General features: G+C 71.2%; 16 protein-coding genes and 1 pseudogene. 5 read left to right on the forward strand and 12 right to left on the reverse strand.

What is annotated here, in order from left to right; genetic code table 11:
* Positions 1-58: 58 nt before the first annotated feature.
* From ACIBKY_RS50155 to ACIBKY_RS50175, 5 genes and pseudogenes are all read right to left on the reverse strand, one after another.
* The gene (locus ACIBKY_RS50155) at positions 59-1,006 is read right to left on the reverse strand and encodes an adenosine deaminase (protein WP_397108921.1); all 948 of its coding nucleotides are present in this window, start codon (positions 1,004-1,006) and stop codon (positions 59-61) included.
* 370 nt (positions 1,007-1,376) lie between these two features.
* A pseudogene (locus ACIBKY_RS50160) lies at positions 1,377-2,282 on the reverse strand (RNA polymerase sigma factor); the annotation flags it as partial.
* A gap of 309 nt (positions 2,283-2,591) precedes the next feature.
* On the reverse strand, positions 2,592-3,677 hold the full coding sequence (locus ACIBKY_RS50165) for a winged helix DNA-binding domain-containing protein (RefSeq protein WP_397108923.1): 1,086 nt from the start codon (positions 3,675-3,677) through the stop codon (positions 2,592-2,594).
* Between the two features lie 31 nt (positions 3,678-3,708).
* Positions 3,709-5,124 carry a wax ester/triacylglycerol synthase family O-acyltransferase gene (locus tag ACIBKY_RS50170; protein WP_397108925.1) on the reverse strand — a complete coding sequence of 472 codons (1,416 nt, stop codon included), beginning with the start codon at positions 5,122-5,124 and terminating at the stop codon, positions 3,709-3,711.
* 25 nt (positions 5,125-5,149) lie between these two features.
* A complete protein-coding gene (locus ACIBKY_RS50175; RefSeq protein WP_397108927.1) occupies positions 5,150-6,193 on the reverse strand; it encodes a winged helix DNA-binding domain-containing protein in 1,044 nt (347 codons plus the stop codon).
* Between the two features lie 9 nt (positions 6,194-6,202).
* Between ACIBKY_RS50175 and ACIBKY_RS50180 the strand changes: the two genes are divergently transcribed.
* Positions 6,203-7,432, forward strand: a complete 1,230-nt coding sequence (locus ACIBKY_RS50180; RefSeq protein WP_397108929.1) for a cysteine desulfurase-like protein — start codon at positions 6,203-6,205, stop codon at positions 7,430-7,432.
* Here the strand turns inward: ACIBKY_RS50180 and ACIBKY_RS50185 are convergent.
* Positions 7,404-8,087, reverse strand: coding sequence for an alpha/beta fold hydrolase (locus ACIBKY_RS50185; protein WP_397108931.1), 684 nt, complete (start codon positions 8,085-8,087; stop codon positions 7,404-7,406). The genes ACIBKY_RS50180 and ACIBKY_RS50185 overlap by 29 nt on opposite strands.
* Before the next feature lie 95 nt (positions 8,088-8,182).
* On the opposite strand from ACIBKY_RS50185, the gene ACIBKY_RS50190 reads away from it, so the two are divergent.
* Positions 8,183-9,826, forward strand: coding sequence for an acetolactate synthase large subunit (locus ACIBKY_RS50190; protein ID WP_397108933.1), 1,644 nt, complete (start codon positions 8,183-8,185; stop codon positions 9,824-9,826).
* Positions 9,827-9,850: 24 nt separating this feature from the next.
* Complete coding sequence (locus ACIBKY_RS50195) at positions 9,851-10,831, forward strand: tyrosine-type recombinase/integrase (protein ID WP_397108935.1); 981 nt, start codon at positions 9,851-9,853, stop codon at positions 10,829-10,831.
* 6 nt (positions 10,832-10,837) lie between these two features.
* Here the strand turns inward: ACIBKY_RS50195 and ACIBKY_RS50200 are convergent, their stop codons facing one another.
* On the reverse strand, positions 10,838-11,473 hold the full coding sequence (locus ACIBKY_RS50200; RefSeq protein WP_397108937.1) for a DUF1345 domain-containing protein: 636 nt from the start codon (positions 11,471-11,473) through the stop codon (positions 10,838-10,840).
* A 67-nt stretch (positions 11,474-11,540) separates the two neighbouring features.
* Between ACIBKY_RS50200 and ACIBKY_RS50205 the strand changes: the two genes are divergently transcribed.
* Positions 11,541-12,362, forward strand: a complete 822-nt coding sequence (locus ACIBKY_RS50205; RefSeq protein ID WP_397108939.1) for an NAD-dependent protein deacetylase — start codon at positions 11,541-11,543, stop codon at positions 12,360-12,362.
* Here the strand turns inward: ACIBKY_RS50205 and ACIBKY_RS50210 are convergent.
* The 4 genes from ACIBKY_RS50210 to ACIBKY_RS50225 form a co-directional block, all read right to left on the reverse strand.
* Positions 12,343-12,693 carry a peptidase inhibitor family I36 protein gene (locus ACIBKY_RS50210; protein ID WP_397108940.1) on the reverse strand — a complete coding sequence of 117 codons (351 nt, stop codon included), beginning with the start codon at positions 12,691-12,693 and terminating at the stop codon, positions 12,343-12,345. The two genes, ACIBKY_RS50205 and ACIBKY_RS50210, sit on opposite strands and share 20 nt — an antisense overlap.
* Before the next feature lie 120 nt (positions 12,694-12,813).
* Entirely contained in the window at positions 12,814-14,070 is a 1,257-nt protein-coding gene (locus ACIBKY_RS50215; RefSeq protein WP_397108942.1) for an extracellular solute-binding protein, read from the reverse strand.
* 22 nt (positions 14,071-14,092) lie between these two features.
* Complete coding sequence (locus tag ACIBKY_RS50220) at positions 14,093-15,931, reverse strand: ABC transporter permease subunit (protein ID WP_397108944.1); 1,839 nt, start codon at positions 15,929-15,931, stop codon at positions 14,093-14,095.
* Complete coding sequence (locus tag ACIBKY_RS50225; protein WP_397108946.1) at positions 15,928-17,538, reverse strand: beta-N-acetylhexosaminidase; 1,611 nt, start codon at positions 17,536-17,538, stop codon at positions 15,928-15,930. Before ACIBKY_RS50225 ends, ACIBKY_RS50220 begins: the two co-directional genes overlap by 4 nt.
* Positions 17,539-17,717: 179 nt before the next feature.
* Here ACIBKY_RS50225 and ACIBKY_RS50230 point away from each other — a divergent pair, with 179 nt between their 5' ends.
* Positions 17,718-18,869, forward strand: coding sequence for an ROK family protein (locus ACIBKY_RS50230; protein WP_397108948.1), 1,152 nt, complete (start codon positions 17,718-17,720; stop codon positions 18,867-18,869).
* Positions 18,870-18,977: 108 nt separating this feature from the next.
* Here ACIBKY_RS50230 and ACIBKY_RS50235 read toward each other — a convergent pair whose 3' ends face one another.
* Positions 18,978-20,300 (reverse strand): MFS transporter, encoded by a 1,323-nt coding sequence (locus ACIBKY_RS50235; protein WP_397108950.1) that lies wholly within the window; start codon positions 20,298-20,300, stop codon positions 18,978-18,980.
* Between the last annotated feature and the right edge of the window lie 174 nt (positions 20,301-20,474).

Genomic DNA, 20,474 nt, shown 5'->3' on the forward strand with positions numbered 1-20,474 from the left:
TGACAGGCGGGCAGTGCGGCAGAAGGCGGCGTGTCCCGCCGGTGCGCGAGCGCGCGGATCACGTGGCGGTGGTGAGCCAGGTGGTGATGCCGGTGTTCAGGCGGTGCTTGAGTGCGGCCGGGGCGAAGGAGGCGTTCACCGCGTTTCTGGCGAGATCGGCCAGGACGGCGTCGCCGTACCCGAAGACCTCTCGCAGGAGCTCGTACTCGGTGGCCAGGTCCGTCTCTCCGTCGGTGTTGATCGTCACCGTCAGGCCGGCGTCGAGGAGGCGGGGCAGGGGGTGTTCTGGCAGGGAGGGGACGAGTTTGAGCAGGACGTTCGAGCTCGGGCAGACTTCCAGCGCGATGCCGGCGGCGGCCACCTGCGCGGTGAGGGCCGGGTCGTCCAGGATGCGGATGCCGTGGCCGAGGCGGGCGGTGCGGCCCGGGCCCAGGGCGGCGCGGATGCTGTCCGGGCCCGCGGACTCGCCGGCGTGGTGGACCAGGCGGATGCCGGAGGCGTGGGCGGCGTCGATGACCTCGGTGAAGGGGGCCAGCGGGTACTCCTCGTCGCCGGCCAGGCCGATGGCGACGACCTCGGGGTGGCTTTGGGCAAGTTTGAGGGTTTTCCAGAGGCGTTCGACGGGGCGGCGGCGGGAGTGGTCGAGGATCACCCGGCACTCGATGCCGTACTGGCGCCCTTCGGCCAGGCCCTCCAGGACGGACTCCAGCGGCATGTCCGGGCTGCCGAGCCGTTCGCCGTGGGCGGCCGCGGTGAAGCTCACCTCCGCGTAACGGGTCCCCTGAGCCGCCTCGTCCTGGCAGAACTCCCTGGCTACGCGGCGGAAGTGCCCGGGTTCGACCAGGCGCTGCCTGACCTGGGCGCGGTGGTCGGCGAAGTCGCGGAAGGTGGCGAACGGGCCGCCGCGTCCGGCGGGGCCGCCGAGCTCCTCCGAGGTCTCGGGGCGGACGGTGCTCTCCAGGTGTACGTGCAGGTGTGCCTTGGGCAGCGCGCGCAGGTCTCTCACCGCACGGACCCTAACCGACCGCCCACCTGCGAAGCAGCCCATTTTCCACCCCGCCCGGCGCCTCAACCCGGCGCTCGCGGGGCCGGCAGGCGCGGAGCCGGCGCCCAAGGGCGGTTCCGGGCGCGCGAGAACGGACCGGCCGGGCAGGGTGAGGCGGCGGACACAGGACGGCGGGTCCTGAGCGGACGCCGGGCAGGGGGCGGGTGCCGAGCAGGGAGCGGACGCCGAGCAGGGAGCGGGTGCCGAGCAGGGAGCGGGTGCCGAGCAGGGAGCGGGTGCCGGCGCGGGACGGCGGTCCCGGGCGGGCGAGGGGCGGCCCATGGGCCGGGGGTCGGGAGTCCAGCCGGGGCGGAGGTCAGGGGCGGTTGAGCTAGCTGAGGTAGTCGCGCAGGGCCAGGGCGCGGGAGGGGTGGCGGAGTTTGGACATGGTCTTGGACTCGATCTGGCGGATGCGCTCGCGGGTCACCCCGTACACCTTGCCGATCTCGTCGAGGGTCATGGGCTTGCCGTCGGCCAGGCCGTACCGCATGGTGATGACGCCCGCCTCGCGCTCGGTCAGGTCGTCCAGCAGCGACCGGAGCTGCTGCTGCATGAGCGTGAACGAGACCGCGTCGGCCGGTGAGACCGCCTCGGTGTCCTCGATGAGGTCGCCGAACTCGCTGTCGCCCTCCTCGCCGAGCGGGAGATGCAGGGAGATGGGCTCGCGACTGTAGGACTGGACCTCGACCACGCGCTCGGGCGTGATCTCGACCTCGGGGGCGAGTTCCTCCGGCGTGGGCTCGCGGCCGAGTTCGATCTGCATGCGCCGCTGGACCCGGGCGACCTTGTTGATCAGCTCGACCATGTGCACCGGGATGCGGATGGTACGGGCCTGGTCGGCCATGGCGCGCGTGATGGCCTGCTTGATCCACCAGGTGGCATAGGTGGAGAACTTGAAGCCCAGGCGGTAGTCGAACTTCTCGATGGTGCGGATGAGGCCGAGGTTGCCCTCCTGGATGAGGTCGAGGAAGAGCATGCCGCGGCCGGTGTAGCGCTTGGCGATGGAGACGACCAGGCGCAGGTTGGACTCCAGCATGCGCTCCTTGGCGCGCAGGCCGTCCTCGGCGACCCATTCCAGGTCGGCCCGCAGGTCGAGGGGGAGGTCGGTCTCGGTGTCGAGCCGTTCGCGGGCGAACAGGCCGGCCTCGATGCGCTTGGCCAGCTCGATCTCCTGCTCGGCGGTGAGCAGGGGGACGCGGCCGATCTCCTTCAGGTACGCCTTGACCGAGTCGCCGGTGCCCGGGGCGCTGTCGTCCAGGACGGGAAGCTCTGCTACTTCGGACAAGACGCTCTCCTCGCTTCGGTGGGCCGGCTTCGTCGGTGACGCGGTGAGTAGAGGCAAGAGGGACCCTTCTCCAAACTTAGGATGGGCCCAACTTTAGGTCAGCACGAGAGTAGTGTCAACCTAAAATAAGGACCGACCTAAAATTTTTAGATGGGGATGCTGAGGTGAGGCTGCCTCTTTCACGCTACCCAACGCCGGGGCGAACAAAGCTCCATCAGCTGAGGCTCTTGACATATTCGGCGGCTTCGGCGATGGGCGGCCCTAGATCGGCATCCCGGTCCCGGGGGTCCGCCACTCGATCGCCCCGCCCTCGTGACCGGCGAAGGCCAGCAGGCGCGCGCCCTCCTCGGCCAGCTCGGACCGAGCCGTCTCCGGCAGCGGCGAGAAGGGCACCATGACCAGGGCGCCGTCCTTGAAGTCCCACATGCCGCCGACGGTTCCGTCGACGAGGAAGGTGGGGTAGATGACCGAGCCGACGCAGATCGCCTTGCGCTGCTCGTCGGTCATCATGCGGCGCCGGTCGGCGAAGGCCACCATGAGGTTGTCGAACCACGGCAGGAACCGCACCGGCGCCGGGGTGTCGGCCGAGACCAGAGGCGCCCCCGGCAGGTCATAGAGAACTTTGCCGGATATATCGCGATATTTTGCCAGGTCCATCGCCTCCATCACCGGCTTCAGCCGGGTCAGGCCCGACCAGGCCTGGACGTCCATCACGCCGGCCGGGCCGTACGCGGCCAGATACCGCGTCACCAGACGCTCCACCGGCGGCGACGACTCCAGCGCGCGGCCCAGCCACTCCTCGGCCAGCGTGAACGGCGTGGCCCCGCCCCGGTTCCAGGTCCCGTTCGGCGGCGTGTGGATGATCGGCAGCAACGACTGGGCCGACCAGCCCAGCCCGGACGGTTCCACCTCCGGCCAGCGCACGGCCAGCAGGTCGCGCAACTGCGGCCGGGTCAGCGTCCGCCCGGTCAGGTGCTCGCGGGCCAGCTTGGCCAGCTCCTCCAGATCCACCTCCGGCATGGACCTGCCGAAGGCGGCCTGCCGCGCCCGGCTCATCGGCACCTGCATCAGCGGCCGCAGCCAGAGGTAGTCGCCGGAGGCGGCCAGGTGCTGGGTGGCGCGGAGCATGGTGCCGCGCACGACCTGCTTGCCGTACAGCAGGGAGGTCAGGTCGTCCTGGGTGAAGGAGGTCAGGCGCGACCACAGTCCGATGTACGGCGCGTTGGCCTCCTGGCCCTGCAAGGCGACCAGGCGTTCGAGGGCCGCCCGCACGTCCAGGCCGGCGCGCTCCAGCAGCAGCTGCCGGTGCAACGTGGTGCGGTTGAGTACCTTCTGGCTCAGCTCCATGGACCCAACCTAGAACTCAATGCGGAAAGGTTCATTCCGCATTGAGCAGCTCGTCCAGGGCTTCGCGCAGGTATCCGGTCAGCTCCCACGGGTCCGGCACCATCTGCCGGTCGGTGATGACGCCGATGTCCAGCGAGCCGTCGTAGGAGAAGGCGGTGATGTTGATCCCGCCGCTCACGTCGGTGATCACCGAGACCGGGTAGTGGGTCAGCAGCCGCGCCCCGCACACGTACAGGGGGAACTGCGGGCCCGGCACGTTCGAGATCGCCACGTTGATCGGTGGCGCCGTCTGCCCCACCAGCCCGAACGCCGAACGCGAGGCCAGCCCCATGAGCGCGGCGGGCATCGACTCGCTGAACTCCCGCAGCCAGCGCGCGGGCGCGAGCGAGAACCTGTCCTTGATCCGCCGCATCGAGTCACGGACGTGCCGCAGCCGTTCCAGAGGATCTTCCACGTGTACGGCCAGCGGCGCCGTCATGATCGCCACCTGGTTGCCCGGCCCCTCCTCCCCCGCCGAGCGCAGCGAGAACGGCACCCCGGCGGCCAGCGGCATCCTCGGCACCCCGCCGTGGGCGGCCAGCCAGCGCCGCAGGGCGCCCGCGCACACCGCCATGACCACGTCGTTGACGGTGACGCCGTTCGCCTTGCGGACCAGCTTGATCTCGTCCAGCGGCAGGGAGACGAAGGCGAAGCGCCGGTGGGCGGAGACCGGCCCGCTGAACGGCGTGCGGGGCGCGGGCAGCGAGGGCAGCTCGGGCAGCTTCCCCGATCCGGCCAGGCGGCGCGCCAGCCCCGAGACCAGCCGGCTGCCGGGGATCCACGACACCACCGGGATCTCGTCCAGGTGCGGCAGTGCCCGCGCGGCGAAACGCACCGCCTGGGCCGGGTTGGCGCTCATCCTGATCAGTGCCCGTCCGACCATCTCCAGCCCGTCGGGCGCGGGTTCGTCCCGGTCGGGGGCGGTCTGGGGCGGCGGAGCGGGCACCGGGGTCAGATCGAGTAAGGCGGCCAGCACGTCGGCGCCGCCCACGCCGTCCACGGCCGCGTGGTGGATCTTGGTGTAGAGGCCCATGCGGCCGCCCGACAGGCCGTGGATCAGGTAGATCTCCCACAGCGGATGACCGCGGTCCAGGCGGCGTGGATGCAGCCGGGAGACCTGGTCGGCGAGCTGGCGTTCGTCGCCCGGCGGCGGCAGGCCGATCTCGCGCACGTGGTAGTCGAGGTCGAGGTCGTCCTCCTGCACCCAGTACGGATGGTCCAGCCCGAACGGCACCGGCGCGAGCTTGCGGCGCAGCGCCGCCACGTACGGCAGCCGTTGCTCCAGCAGGGCCTGCAGATCCGAGCGGTTCAGGTCGCCCTCGAGGATGGCCAGCCCGGCGATGTTGGGCACGTTGGTGGCGGTCTCGAAATGCAGGAACTGGGCGTCCAGGGCGGTCAGCTGTGGCACAGGTCACACCTCCGCCCCGAACCAATCAGACTTGCTCCACGACTTCAAGTGCGGGGGCGTCGGGTTCGGCGAAGGCCAGCAGCCGCAGGGCCTCCTCCTCCAGTCTCGCGCGCGGGACCGGCGTGAACGGCGAGAGCAGCAGTGTCGCCTTGCGGGCCGTGCGCTTGATCTGCCAGGTTCCGGCCACGAAGCCGTCGGACAGGTAGACCGCCCGCACCCGCAGGTTCTTGGTGGTGACGGGGAAGGCGGGGTCGACGACCCTGCCGCGGTCGGCGTGGCCGAGGAGCAGGGTGTCGAAGTCGGGCACGAACCGCACCGGCGCCTCCGCCCCGCCGCCGGGCCGCGGGGCGCCGGGCAGGTCGAACAGCTCTCTGCCGCGTTCGTCACGCAGGCGGTCGAGCGGCATGCCGTACAGGATGGGCTTGAGGCCGCCGAGGCCCGACCAGGCCTGTACGTCGGCGACGGTGGCGGGGCCGAAGGCGGCCAGATGCCGGGTGACGAGGTCCTCCTTGGCGGCCGGCGTGAGGGTGAGTCCGGGCAGGCCGAAGGCGGCCTCGCGCGGGAAGCCCCACGGGTCGCCGGTCGGGGCCATGGTGAGCGGCATGAGCATGCGCACCGCGTAGCCGAGCGCCCGGTCGTTGACGTCAGGGAAGAGCGGCTGGAGGCGGGGCCGGATCTCGTTGAAGGTCAGCGGCCCGTCCTCGGCCAGCATCTTCCCGGCCGCCTCGATCACGCCGTCGAAGGCGACGTTCGGGAAGCGGCTGGACAGCGCGCCGGAGAGCACCTCGTCCAGCAGCGGGCGGAAGGCGGCGAAGTCGGCCGCGGTCACCAGGTGGAGCGTGCCACGCCACAGGGTGGCGCGCACCAGCGTGCGCGCGTGCAGCGCCGCGTGCAGGTCCGCGCGGTCGAAGCGGGCGAGCCGGGCCCACGCTCCCAGGTACGGCGGCCGCGGCTCCTGGGCCTGCAGCCCGCCCACGCGCTCGACGACCTCGCCCACCGTCCCGTCGAACGGCGTGAGCAGGTGCTGTCGTGCCAGCGTGGCCCGGTTGAGATCCCTCAGCGTGAGCATGAAGACATCATGGCCTTTCCCCCCAGACAAGATGCAACCCCGACGTACTCCCCCGAAACGGTACGTGCCGCCTACCCCGCCCTCTCCGACGGTCACGCCTACCTCGACGGCGCGGCCGGCACCCAGACCCCGCGGCCCGTCATCGACGCCATCGCCGGCGCCTACCGGGCGGGGCTGTCCAACGTGGGCGGGACCTTCCCCGCCAGCCACCGCGCCGGCGAGATCGTGGCCGCCTGCCGCGCCGCCGTGGCCGACCTGGTCGGCGGCGTGCCGAACGGGGTGATCCTGGGTGCCAACATGACCACGCTCACCTACCGGCTGGCGCGGGTGCTGACCGGGCCGGGCGACGAGGTCGTGGTCTCACGCCTGGACCACGACGCGAACGTGCGGCCGTGGACCCAGACGGGCGCGCGGGTGCGCTGGGCCGAGGTCGACCCGGTGACCGGTGAGCTGCCCCTTGACCAGTTCGCCGAGCTGGTGGGCCCGCGTACGCGGCTGGTGGCGATCAGCGCGGCCAGCAACATCCTGGGCACGCGGCCGGACGTGGCGGCCATCTGTGAGATCGCGCACGCGGCCGGGGCGCTGACGTACGTGGACGGGGTGCACGCCACCGCGCACGGCCCGGTCGACGTGCACGCGCTCGGCGCCGACTTCTACGCCACCAGCGCCTACAAGTGGTCGGGCCCACACGTCGGCGCGGTGATCGCCGACCCGGTGGCGCTGGAGTCGCTGCACCCGGACAAGCTGCTGCCCTCGCCGGACACCGTTCCCGAACGGTTCGAGCTGGGCACCGCCGCGCTGGCCGACCTCGCCGGCGTGACGGCGGCCGTGGACCACCTGGCGGGCCTGGTGCCGGGCCCGGGCGGCCGGCGCGAGCGGCTGCTGGCCTCGATGGCCGCCGCGGAGGAGCACGAGCTGGGGCTGTTCGCCGAGATGCTGGCGGGCCTGGAGACGATGCCGCACGTCACGCTGTACGGCAAGCCCGCCCGCCGTACCGCCACCGCCTACTTCACGGTGGCGGGGCTGGCGCCCCGGCGGGTGGCCGAGCACCTGGCCACCCGCGGGGTCAACGTGTGGAGTGGCCACAACTACGCCTGGGAGCTGACCGGCGCGCTGGGTATCCGCGACTCGGGCGGGGCGGTGCGCGCCGGGCTCGTGCACTACAACGACCGCTCCGACGTGGAGCGGCTGCTGGAGGGGGTGGCCGAGCTCAGATCCAGCCCTCCAGCGAGGCCATGAAGCCGGGCAGGTCGTCGCGGTGGACACAGTGGCCCGCGCCCTTGACGGTGCGGAGCTCGAAGCCGCGGCGCTCCAGTTCGGCGGCCAGTTCGGCGCTGATGGTGAAGCTGGGGTCGGCCACCTGCACCAGCGAGGGCACGACGGGCCGCTCGGGCACGTAGTCGCCCCTGACGGCGTCGAAGAAGGCCGGGTCGAACAACGCGAACCCGGCCAGTTCGGCCTCGATGTCGGCCTGCGACCAGCGCGGGTTCATGGTCCTGACGCTGTCTCGCGTGGAGGTGGCGACCATGTCGCGCATGAAGGCGGTGGCCTCGGCGGGTACGGCGTCGAGGGCGAAGCCGGGGTCGGAGTAGATCGCCTTCTTCGGCCGCAGCCGCTCGGCCGCCAGCGACAGCGACAGGCCGCCGAGCGAGTGGCCGATGGCCACGTCGGCGCCGCTCGGGAGGTTCTCGGCCAGGTCGTCGCCGAGCAGCTCCGGCCGGTACTCCCCGCGCGGGCTGGCGCCGTGACCGCGCAGGTCGGGGGCGATCACCCGGTAGCCGCGGGCGACGAGCTCGTCCTCGACGGCGTGCCAGGTGCGGTGGTCGGACATGCCGCCGTGGATGAGCAGCGCCAGCTTGTCGCCGTCACCGCGTTCGTGGACGTGAAGCTTCATGGTGTCGAGTTTATACGTATAACCATGGAATGAATCAAGAGGCTGCTTTGCTTGCACGTACAAGAAAATCGGATACAAGAGAGAAGGCTCACCCGATGGACGCGGCCAGGCTGTTGGTGAAGGCGCTTGAGGCGGAAGGCGTCGAGTACGTCTTCGGCATCCCCGGAGAAGAGAACATCCACTTCGTCGACGCGCTCAACGACTCCCCCATCCGCTACATCCTCGTCCGCCACGAGCAGGGCGCCGCCTTCATGGCCGAGATGTACGGCAGGCTGACCGGCAGGGCCGGCGTCGCCTCGGCCACCCTCGGGCCCGGCGCCATCAACCTGCAGCTCGGCGTGGCCGACGCCACCACCAACTCCACTCCCGTGGTCGCCATCACCGCCCAGGTGGGCCTCGACCGCATCTACAAGGAATCCCACCAGGTCGTCGACCTGGTCTCGCTGTTCCGGCCGATCACCAAGTGGGCCGACCTGGTCCCCGCCGCCGAGGCGCTGCCCGAGATGCTGCGCAAGGCGTTCAAGACCGCCCAGACCGAACGCCCCGGCGCGGTCTACCTGGCCATTCCCGAGGACGTGGAGTCCGCCCAGGTCTCCGACGACCTGACACCGCTGCGCGTCAACGTCGTGCGGCCGCAGGACCCCTCCCCCGGGCAGGTGGCCCGCGCCGCCGACGTCCTGGCCGGCGCCCGGCACCCGATCATCCTGGCCGGGCACGGCGCCAGCCGCGCCGGCGCCTCCGCCGCGCTGATCCGCTTCTCCGAGCAGCTCGGCCTGCCCGTGGCCACCACCTTCAACGGCAAGGGCGTCTTCCCCGACGACCACCGGCACGCCCTGGGCGCGGTCGGCTTCATGCGCCACGACTACGTCAACTTCGGCTTCGACGAGGCCGACGTGCTCATCAGCGTCGGCTACGAGCTGCAGGAGTTCGACCCGGTCAAGATCAACCCCCACGGCGACAAGAAGATCATCCACATCCACCAGTTCCCCGCCGAGGTCGACGACCACTACCCCGTCGAGGTCGGCATCCAGGGCGACATCTCCCGCTCCCTGGACGCGCTGGCCGCCGCCGCGCCCAGGCGCTTCACCATCAACGGCACCGGCGAGAAGATCCGCAGGCTCATCCGCGAGGAGATGGCGCAGGCCGCCGCCGACGACGCCTTCCCGCTGTCGCCGCGCCGCGTGGTCGCCGACATCCGCGCCGCGATGGGCCGCGAGGACATCGTGCTGGCCGATACCGGCGCGGTGAAGATGTGGATGGCCCGCATGTACCCCACCTACGAGCCCAACACCATGCTCGTCTCCAACGGCCTGTCGTCGATGGGCTTCTCGGTCCCGGGAGCGCTGGCCGCCAAGCTCGCCTTCCCCGGGCGCAAGGTCCTGGCCGCCACCGGCGACGGCGCCTTCCTCATGAACTCCCAGGAGATCGAGACCGCGGTGCGCGAGCGCATCCCGATGGTGGTGCTGGTCTGGGTGGACGACGCCTACGGGCTCATCGAGTGGAAGATGGACCTTGAGCTCGGGCGCAGCTCCAACATCGCCTTCGGCAACCCCGACTTCGTCAAGTACGCCGAGGCGTTCGGAGCCCGCGGCTACCGGATCACCGCCGCGGACGAACTGCTCCCCACGCTGCGCAAGGCACTCGACGACGACACGGTGTCGGTGATCGCGGTGCCGGTCGACTACTCGGCCAACCTGGAGCTGACCAACAAGCTCGGCGAGCTGACCGGCCCGTTCTGAGCCCAGCCCCTAAGATCGTGCCCGATGACCGACCTCCCCGACGCGGGCGGGGCGCTGCCGGTGCTCCCCGCCGGCCAGGCGCCCCCCGTCGAGCCCGCCCGTGATCCCTATCACGTCTATCTCGCCTCGCTGACCAGCATCGAGTCGCGCCGCACCATGCGCGGCTGCCTCGACCGCATCGCCCGCCTGCTGACCGGCGAACCCGCCTCCACCGGCGCCGGCCAGCCCTGGCACCTGCTGCGCTACGAGCACACCGTCCGCATCCGCACACTGCTCACCGAGCAGGGCTGGTCACCGGCCTACGTCAACAAGCACCTGGTCGCGCTGCGCCGCGTGCTGAAGGAGGCCTGGCGCCTCGGCCAGACCTCGGCCGAGGACTTCGCCCGCGCCTCCGACCTCTCCCCGGTACGGCAGAGCCGCCTGCCCACCGGTCACCACGTCCCGCCCGAGGTCGTCGGCGCGGCGCTGTCGGCCTGCGACGACTCGGTGGCGGGGGTGCGCGACGCCGCCCTGATCGCCGCCCTGTACTCCACCGGCTGCCGCAGGGCCGAGATCGCCGGTCTGGAGCTGGCCGACTACGACCCGGCCGCCCGCTCGCTGCGCGTGCGCGGCAAGCGCGACAAGGAGCGCATGGTCTACCTGACCACCGACGCCATCGGCCTGCTTGAGCGCTGGCTGGCGGTGCGCGGGGCCGGTCCCGGCCCGCTGTTCAGCCCGGTGAGCAAGGCCGGGCGGCTGCGGCCCCGGCCGCTGAGCGGGCAGGGAATCGCCGACATCCTGACCCGGCGGCTGGGCGAGGCGGGGGCGGCCCGCCGTACCGCGCACGACTTCCGCCGCACCTTCATCGGCGAGCTGCTGGACGCGGGCGTGGACCTGGCGACGGCGCAGGCGCTGGTCGGGCACTCCTCCCCCGCCACCACCGCGCGCTACGACCGCCGTCCGGAGAAGACCCGGCGCGAGGCCGTCGACCGCATCAAGCTTCCGCGGGCACGGCCGCTGGCCTGAGGCCGGTCAGCCGGCGACCATGCCGATGACCAGGTTGATGGTGGTTGCCAGGATGCTGGTGCCGAAGACGTAGGACAGCAGGCAGTGCCGCAGCACGACCTTGCGGATCGCCCGGCTGGAGACGCTGGTGTCGGAGACCTGGTAGGTCATGCCGAGGTTGTAGCTGAAGTAGAGGAAGTCGCTGTAGGCGGGCGGCCGGCCGGAGTTGAAGTCGATGCCGCCCGGGGTCTCCTGGTAGTACAGGTAGGCGTAGCGGGTGGCGTACATCAGGTGGAGCGCCGCCCAGGCCATGAACACGCCGCCGAGCGCGGTCGCGGCGGCGGCGTGACCGGGGTCGGCGTTGCCGACCGCGAGCAGCACGACGATGGCGACCAGCCCGCACAGCGCGACCGCGACGACCACGAGTTCGTCGGCGACGGGCCGGAAGTCCTCGCGCCCGGCGTTGCGCCGGGTGGTGTGGGCGTCCATCGGCCACAGGACGGCCAGGCCCGCGACGACGAAGACGGTCTCGGTCGCGGCGATGGCGGCCAGGACGCCCAGGGGCGGATGCGTCAGCAGGCCCACGGCGGTCCCGGCCAGCGCGCCCGCGACCGCCGCGCCGACCAGCCGGGTGACCGCGGAGCGCGGCGACCACAGGTTCATGGTGGACACTCATACACGCCCGGATCACCGGCAAGCCGCATCGACACGGCCGGGTAGGCTGCGGAACGTGAGTCCTTTCGACCTGCTCGCCGACCTGGTCGCCGACGGCGGAGTGGTCGTCCTGAGCGGCGCCGGGCTCTCCACCGAGTCCGGCATCCCCGACTACCGGGGCCCGAGCGGCCGCAGGCGCCCGTCCAGCCCGATGACCTACCAGGACTTCACCGGCTCCGCCGCCGCCCGCAGGCGCTACTGGGCCCGCAGCCACCTCGGCTGGCGGCACATCGAGCGCGCCCGGCCCAACCCGGGCCACCGGGCGGTCGCCCGGCTCCAGGAGCTGGGCCTGGTCTCGGCGATCATCACGCAGAACGTCGACGGGCTGCACCAGGAGGCCGGCGCCGGCGGCGTGATCGAACTGCACGGCAGCCTGTACCGGGTGCGCTGCCTGTCCTGCGGCGAGCGCACCCCTCGCGCGCGCCTGGACGCGCGGCTGTCGGCCGCCAACCCCGGCTGGGCCGCCGACGCCGGCCAGGTCAACCCCGACGGTGACGCCGCCGTGGAGGATTCCCTGATCGACGGCTTCGCGGTCGTGGACTGCGAGGGCTGCGGCGGGCTGCTCAAGCCCGATGTGATCTTCTTCGGCGAGAACGTGCCGCCGCCCAGGGTGGCCGAGTGCTACACGCTGTCGGAACGCGCGGGCCTGCTCCTGGTGCTCGGCTCCTCTCTGACGGTCCTTTCCGGCTACCGGTTCGTACGGCACGCCGCCCGCCACGCCGTACCGGTGGCGATCGTCAACCAGGGCGCCACCCGGGGCGACGAACACGCCAGGCTCACCCTGGACGCGCCCCTGGGTGACACCCTGACCAACCTGGTCAGCAGGTGCCCCACGTGACGCGGAAGACGTTGGCGTAGCCGTCCGGTCCCGGCAGGTTCTTCACCTGGCCGCGCTTGACGCACGTGATGAACGCGCCGCCGAGGTCGTACAGCCGCGCGTCGTTCTTCCCCGGGTCGCTGACGCCGTTGTTGTAGGCGGAGCGCACGTTGAGACACCGCACGCCGGTGCTGGCGTCCTCCGCGCAGACCCGCGTGCCGGTGCCGCCCTTGCCCTTGTACAGGCAGACGTGGCCCGGCGGGCAGTCGCCCGGCGCGGCGGCCGCGTGGGCCGCCGCGGGCAGGCCGGTCATGACGACGAACGCGACGATGGACAGGAACAGAGCACGCATGCGATCACCTTTGTGAAGAGATCAGGAGTTCTGGCCCGCCCATCGTGGTCGGCGTCGCTTTTGATCTGCTTTAGAAGCGCTCGGCTTTGATCTGCTTAGAAGCGCTCGGCTTTGATCTGCTTAGGAGCGCTCGGCGATCTGCTGGAACTTGCCGAGGATGGCGCGCGGGTCGCCGCTGGGCCCGACGGCGGTGCCGAGTTCCGCCGCGACCGTGCCGCGCAGCTCGGACCAGACCGGCTGCGAGGTCGGGTCGAAGCGCGCCTTGGCCACCATGTCGACGATCGGGCTGACCTTCGGGTCCTTGCGCATCAGCGTCGAGGCCGAGGCGGTCGTCGGCAGCAGGCCCTCGACCTTCAGGTACTTGGCGTAGTTGTCGGCCTGGTAGAAGTAATCGAGGAACTCGCGGACGAGCTGCTGGTTGCCGTCCTTCTTGAAGGCCATCAGGTAGTCCTGGATGCCGTGCGTGCTGGGCTCGGCGCCGTGGTTGGTGGGATGGGTCGTGGCGCCGTACTTGACTCCCGCCTTGTCCACCGCGTCGAGGAAGGCCCTGGTGCCGAAGGAGGCGTACACCATGCCCACCTTGCCCTGGGCGAACAACGGCCAGGTGCCGTCCGGGCGGTTGGTCTGGCCCGGGTTCGGCTGCGTGTAGCCGTCCTGGGTCAGCGTCTTCAGGAACTCCAGCGTCTCGACGGCGCGATCGCCGTTGACGGTCCACTTGCCGCCGGTACGCCAGTCGCCGCCGTTGGCGCGCATCCAGGTGCCGAACTCGTAGTCGCCGGCCTCCGCGCCCAGCGCCAGCCCGTACGGCACGTAGCCGCCGGGCAGGGCCTTGATCGCCTTGACCGCGGCGCGGAACTCGTCCCAGGTGGCCGGGGGCTTCTTGAAGCCCGCCTTCTCCAGGATCGTCTTGTTGTAGTACATGCCGTTGACGGTGGCGACGAACGGCAGGCCGTACTGGGCGCCGTCGTAGGAGGCGTTGTCGGCGAAGGACGGCAGGAAGTCCGCCAGCACCTCCTTGGACACCACCTCGTCGGCGCGGTACAGCAGCCCGGCCTCGGCGTAGTCGGCGAAGACGTTGATGTTCAGGACGTCGGGGAACTGCTTGGTCTGCACCATGGTGTTCACCTGGCTCTGCAGGTTGCCCCAGTCGATCACCTGCAGGTCCACGTTCTTGCCGGGGTGGGCGGCCTCGAAGGACTTGATCAGCTCGTCCCAGTAGGGCCGCGTGCCTTCGGTGTACTGGGCGACGACCAGCTTGATGGACTTCTGCTCGCCGCCGGCCGTACCGCCGCCGGAGCCTCCGCACGCGGTCAGCGCGAGCGTGAGGGCGGCGATCGCGGCCAGGCCGCCGAGCCGTGGTCTTCTTCTGGAGGTCATGTCATACCGATCTTTCTCGTGTTCACTTGGTGCTGCCCGTGGTGAGGCCGCTCACCAGGTGCTTCTCGATGAGTGCGAAGAGGATGACGGCCGGCACGATCGCCATCAGCGCCGCGGCGAACAGGTACTGGTAGTTGGTCTCGTACAGGCCGATGAACTGCTGGATGCCGACCGTGAGCGGCACGCGGCCGGAGGGCGGGTCGTTGAAGAGCGTCAGCGCGATGACGAACTCGTTCCACACCTGGATGAACGTGAAGATCATCACGGTGACGAGGCCGGGCGCGGCCAGCGGGAGGATCATCCGCAGCAGGATCCGGAACTTGCCGAGGCCGTCCATCATCGCGGCCTCGTCGATGTCCACGGGGATCGAGCTGAAGTGGGCGTGCAGGATCCACACCGCGAAGGCGAGGTTGAAGGCGGAGTTGATGGCGATGATGACGGCGTAGCTGTTGATCCCGTCCACGAACAGCGCCTGCCGGTAGAGCCCGATGAGCAGCGCGACCGCGGGGAACATCTGCGTCACCAGGATCACGCCGAGGAACGCCGTGCGCCCCCGGAAGCGGGACCTGGCCAGCACGTACGCCGCCGGGGCCGCCACGAGCAGCACCAGCGCCGTGGAGGCCAGCGCGACGGTCAGGCTGACCCGGAAGTAGTCGGCCAGCGGAATCCGCTGCCACACGTCGGCGTAGTTGGACCACGCCCAGCTCCGGGGCAGGTAGTCGGCGGGCACGGCGAACAGTTCGGCGTCGGTCTTGAGCGAGCCGGACAGCATCGCGGCGTACGGCGCCAGGAAGAACAGCGCCACCGCGAACCCGATGATCGGCAGCACCACCGGACGTACCCGTGCCCACCCGCGGCCCGCCCGCGCCAGCACCGGCCGGGACTTGACCGGGGCCGGCCGCCACGGGGCGGCCGCGGAGGGTTCGGGAGCGGCCGCGGCGGCCGGCGGCGCGGGCCTCTCGTCCGTCGCCGAAGGGTTGCGATACGGCCGCAGCACCAGCACGAACGCCAGGATGAGCAGCAGCAGGAAGGCCACGTTGAGCACGCCGAGCGCGGCCGCCTCACCCGAGTCGAGCTGGGCGGTGAAAGCGATCTTGTACAACCACGTCACGGTCGTGTCGGCGTGGTTGCCCGCCGTCTTGCCCATGATCACCCAGATGACGGTGAACGCGTTGAAGACGTGCAGCATGTTGAGAACCAGCGCGATCATGAGCGAGGGCCGCAGGATCGGCAGCGTCACCCGCCGCCAGGTCGCCCACGCGCTCGCCCCGTCGATCTTCGCCGCCTCCAGCACGTCGTGCGGCACCGTCTGCAGCCCGGACAGCAGCACGTAGGTGGTGAACGGCATCGAGGTGATGATCCCGACCGCCATGACCGAGTACAGCGCGGTGGCCGGGTCCTTGTACCAGTCGACGGGCGCCGAGATGATCGACAGGTCCATCAGCAGCCGGTTGAGCAGGCCGTTGCCGCCCTCGTAGATGAAGCGCCAGACGGTCGCCGTCATCACCAGCGAGGCCGCCCACGGGACGACCAGCGCCAGCCTGACGAACTTCCTGCCGAAGAAGTCCTTGGACAGGAACTGCGCCAGCGCCAGCGAGAGCAGCACGGTGAGCCCGACGACGAGCACCAGCCACAGCAGCGTGTTGCCGGCCACCTGGCCGAACGCGTCCTCCTTGAGGAGCCTCGCGTAGTTGTCCAGCCCGGCGAAACCCCTGACCAGCCCGATCCTGCTGATGTCGAGGAAGGACATCCACACCATGTAGACGGCGGGGAAGCCGACGACGCAGACGATCAGCGCGGTGCTCGGCGTGAGCCAGCGCCACGGCACCGTGCGCTGCCACAGGCCGGCGATCCGGCTCACCGCGGGTTCCTGAGGTTCGCGGTCCAGGCGTCCAGCGTGGCCTGCCACTCCAGCGGGTCCTCGGGCCGGCCGGGCACGCCCGGACGCGTCTGCCAGGGCATCGGGCCGGAATCGCGGCGGTACTCGACCCCGATCGCCTCCAGCCGGGGCAGGTGGGCGGCCAGGCGGCGCCGGAAATCGGCCAGGTCCCGCTCGGGTCCCGACCAGACGGTCTCGGCGAAGGCGGCCAGCCTCGGGAAGGCCATGTAGTCGACGTGCCGGCTGGAGTCGATCAGCTCGGTCCAGATCCCGCACTGGGCGCCCAGGACATGCTCGGCGGCCGGGTCGCCGCGCAGGTCGGCGGGGACGGGCTCGAAGGCGTAGACGTCCTCGACGGTGAGCACGGTCCCGAACGGCACCGGCTCGTCCTCACGCTGGCTCTGCCGGTAGTCGAAGTAGACGGCGGTGTTGGAGCAGTTGATGACGTCGTGCCCGGCGCGGGCGGCGGCGACCGCGCCCAGGTCGGCCCGCCAGGCGGCCACGACCGCGCCGGGGGCGAGGCCGCCCTCCAGGATCTCGTCCCAGCCGACCAGGCGCCGCCCGCGCTCGGCCAAATACTCGTCGAACTGGTGGATGAACCAGCTCTGCAGCTCGTCCTCGTCACGCAGTCCCAGCTCGGCGACGCGGCGCCGGGCCGACGGGCTGGTGCGCCACTGGTCCTTGGGGCACTCGTCGCCGCCCACGCACACGTACTGGCTGGGGAACAGCTCCAGCACCTCGTCGAAGACGTTCTTGAAGAAGTCGATCGTGGCGTCCTCGACGTTCAGCACGTTGACGCCGACGCCCCAGGTGGTGCCCACCTTCAGCGGGGTGTCCAGGTTGCCCAGCTCGGGGTAGGCGGCGATGGCCGACTGGGTGTGCCCCGGCAGGTCGATCTCGGGCACGACCGTTATGTACCGGCGGGCGGCGTAGGCGACGATCTCCCGGATGTCGTCCTGGGTGTAGTGGCCGCCGTGCGGTCGGCCGTCCATCTCGCCCATCCAGCCGACCTGGCTCTCCTCTCGCCAGGAGCCGATCTCGGTCAGGCGCGGGTAGCGCTTGATCTCGATGCGCCAGCCCTGGTCGTCGGTGAGGTGCAGGTGCAGGACGTTCAGCTTGTGCAGGGCCATCAGGTCGATGAAGCGCAGCACGTCCGTCTTGGTCATGAAGTGCCGGGCCACGTCGAGGATCGCGCCGCGCCAGCCGAATCGCGGCCAGTCCTCCACGTGTACGGCCGGCAGCTCCAGCGCCCCGGCTCCCCCCGCGCGGCGGAAGGCGGCGGGCGGCATGAGCTGGCGCAGCGTCTGGGCGCCGTAGAAGGCCCCGGCCGGCGAACCGGCGTCCAGGGCGATCCCGTCGGGCGCGACGGTCAGGCGGTAGGCCTCGGGCGGCAGGTCGTCGAGGCCGAGGGTGATCGTTCCCGGGCCGGGGGCGGCGGGCAGCAGTTCGCCGCCGGTGACCGGGCCGAGCTCGCCGCGCAGCCAGGCGGCGACCTCGCCGAGCGCGGGGTCGGCGGTGAGCGCGGTGCTCCGGTCGAGGATGAAACGGCCGGGCCCTGCCGCGTACCGCGTGGGCTTGGGGACGATCATTCGGCGGGTCTCCTAGGAGAGGGGTGACAGACTTACGAAGGAGTGCATCATTATTAACACCGAGCCCTACGAGGGTCAATGCTCATTTCTGCTCACAGCCCTGCTGCGTGCACACTTTTGGACCTTGGATGCGGCATAATGCATCATGACTTACAGAGGACACCTGCATTAGGACGGCGATGGTCACACTTCGGGGCGGCGACCTGTCGCGGCTCAGGCAACTCAACTCCCTGACCGCGATCGGGGCGCTGCGCGGCGCGGGCCCGCTGACGCTGTCCGCCCTGGCCACGCGCACCGGGCTGTCGCGGCCCTCCATGAAGGAGGTCGTCGACGAACTCATGCAGCTCGGCTGGGTGGAGGAGACCCCGCCCGCGCAGGGCACGATCGGCCGCCCCGCCCGCCGCTACCGCTTCCGGGCGAGCAGCGGCTACCTGGTCGGGCTCGACATCGGCGGCCACAACATCCGCGCCGCCCTGGCCAACCTCAACGGCGAGATCCTCGCCGAGACCCGGCAGCCCGTGCAGCCGGACACGCCCGTGGAGGAACGGCTGGCCGCGATCGAACGCACCGTCGCGAGCTGCCTGGCGCTCGGCGGCAAGACGATCGCCGACGTGTGGATCGTCGCGGCCGGCACGATCGGCGTCATCACCCCGGAGGGCCGCATCCACTACTGCGCCGCGATCCCCGCCTGGACCGGGCTCGACCTGGCCGGGCGGCTGCGCGAGATGTTCCCCTGTGACGTCGTCGTCGAGAACGACAGCCGCCTGGCCGCCAGGGCCGAGGCCCAGCGCGGCACCGCCCGCGACGCGAACGACGTGGTGTTCCTGCACGTCGGACGCCGGATGGGGGCGGCGCTCATCATCGGCGGAAACGTCCACCGCGGCTTCGGCGCCGCGGCCGGCGAGATCGCGATGCTGCCGCAGGCCCAGTGGTTCGACGCGCCGGAGCACCTGCAGAACTGCTCGATCATCCCCGCGGACACCTCGCCCGCCGACGCCGCCGGCTACACGCTGGCGGCGGCCCGCGCCGGCGACCCGGTCGCGCTGGCCGCGGTCGGGCGGTACGTGGACGACCTGGCGGTGGGGACCAGCGCGATGGTCCTGCTGCTCGACCCGCAGGTGGTGGTGCTGGGGGGCGGGTTCTCCCGCTCGGCCGACGTGCTGCTGCCCCCGCTGCGCGAGCGCCTGCGACGCACCTGCATCCGCCTGCCGGACGTGCGCGCGTCGACGCTGGGCGACGAGTGCGTGGTCACCGGCGCCATCGACTACGCCGTCGCCCACCTCGACCTGCAACTCTTCACCCCCGACGTGCCTCTCCCCACGTCGCGCTGATCTCCCTTCTGCGGTTCTCCTCCCTCCCATCCCTTACGGCAGGCCGCCCCCACCACCGCCCGCCGACGTGGGCGGCGGCCCGTCGTCTCCACGCTCGTCGGGCGCGTCTCACCTCACCGTGACGTCGCCCTCCTGACCCGCGTGCGCCGCCTGGCGGGCGGGCAGGTGGGCGTGGTGGAGGTGGCGCAGAGTGCGCGGGCCGCCCGTGACCCGCGGGCGGCGGGCACCCGTGGGCCCGGTGGTGGGCCACAGGACGCGGGCGGCGATCGCGGCGGCCACGGCCAGGGTCGTCAGTGCCGTCGCGGCGGCCGTCATGCCGGCGCTCGTCGCCAGCCAGCCCGCCAGCGGGTAGGTGAGGAGCCAGGCGGCGTGGGACAGGGCGAACTGGGCGGCGAAGGCGGCGGGCAGACCGGCCGGTGCCACCGAGCGGCGGATCAGGCGGCCGGTCGGGGTGAGCACCGCGGCCGTGGCGGCGCCCAGGACCGCCCACGTGGACAGCATCGCCCACCAGGTCAGCGTTCCCGTGGCCAGCGCGGCGGTGATCGCGGCCAGGCCGGTGAACAGGGCGAACGATCCGGCCAGCATCACCGTGCGGTCGGACAGCCTCTCCAGGAGCCCGGGCAGGAGCAGGGCCACGGCCATCGAGCCGGCTCCGAAGGCGCCCAAGGCCAGCGAGACCTCGCCGGTGCTTCGCTGCAGGTGCTCGCGGGCCAGGACCACCGTGTTGACGATGACCATCGCACCGGCCGCCGCCACGGCCAGGTTCATGGCCAGCAGGGCGCGCAGGGGCGCCGTGGTCAGGAAGTGCCTGGCGCCGGAGGTGGCCTTGGCGAAGGGGCCGGCGGCGTGCCGTACCGGCTGGGGCTTGGGCAGGACCACGGAGAGCACGAACAGCGCGGACGCCAGGAAACCCAGAGCGGTGCCCATGAACAGCCAGTTGTAGGTGATCAGGCTGAGGAGGGCGGCGGCCAGGACCGGGCTGAGCAGGCTCTCCAGGTCGTAGGCGAGGCGGGACAGGGACAGGGCGCGGGTGTAGTCGCGCTCCTTCGGCAGGAGCTCGGGGATGGTCGCCTGGAAGGTCGGGGTGAAGGCGGCCGAGGCCAGTTGGAGCAGGAAGATGAGCACGTAGATGTGCCACACCTGGCCGACGAACGGCAACGCGAGCGCGACCCCCGCGCGGATCAGGTCGGAACCGGCCAGCAGCGCGCGGCGCGGGAGGCGGTCGGCGAAGGCGCCGATCACCGGGGCGACACCGACATAGGCCACCATCTTGATGGCCAGTGCGGTGCCGAGGATCGCGGAGGCGTCGGCTCCGGCGAGGTCGTAGGCGAGCAGGCTCAGCGCCACCGTGGCCAGTCCGGTGCCCACGAGGGCGACGACCTGGGCGGCGAGCAGACGGCGGTAGGCACGATCGCGCGGTACCTGGAACATGGCCACGGTCCTCCCGGCTCGAACTCAACATATGCGTATATGCGCATGCGTTGAACTCAGAAGGAACCGGAAAGATTCCCGCTAGATCGTTGATGTGAAATCAGTGATCGTAGGAGGTTAGGGATCGCTTTACCGGAGCGCCGGTGTTCCAGTTGTGCCAGATGGCGGCGTTGA

Source organism: Nonomuraea sp. NPDC050394 (assembly GCF_044459065.1).
Lineage (GTDB): Bacteria > Actinomycetota > Actinomycetes > Streptosporangiales > Streptosporangiaceae > Nonomuraea.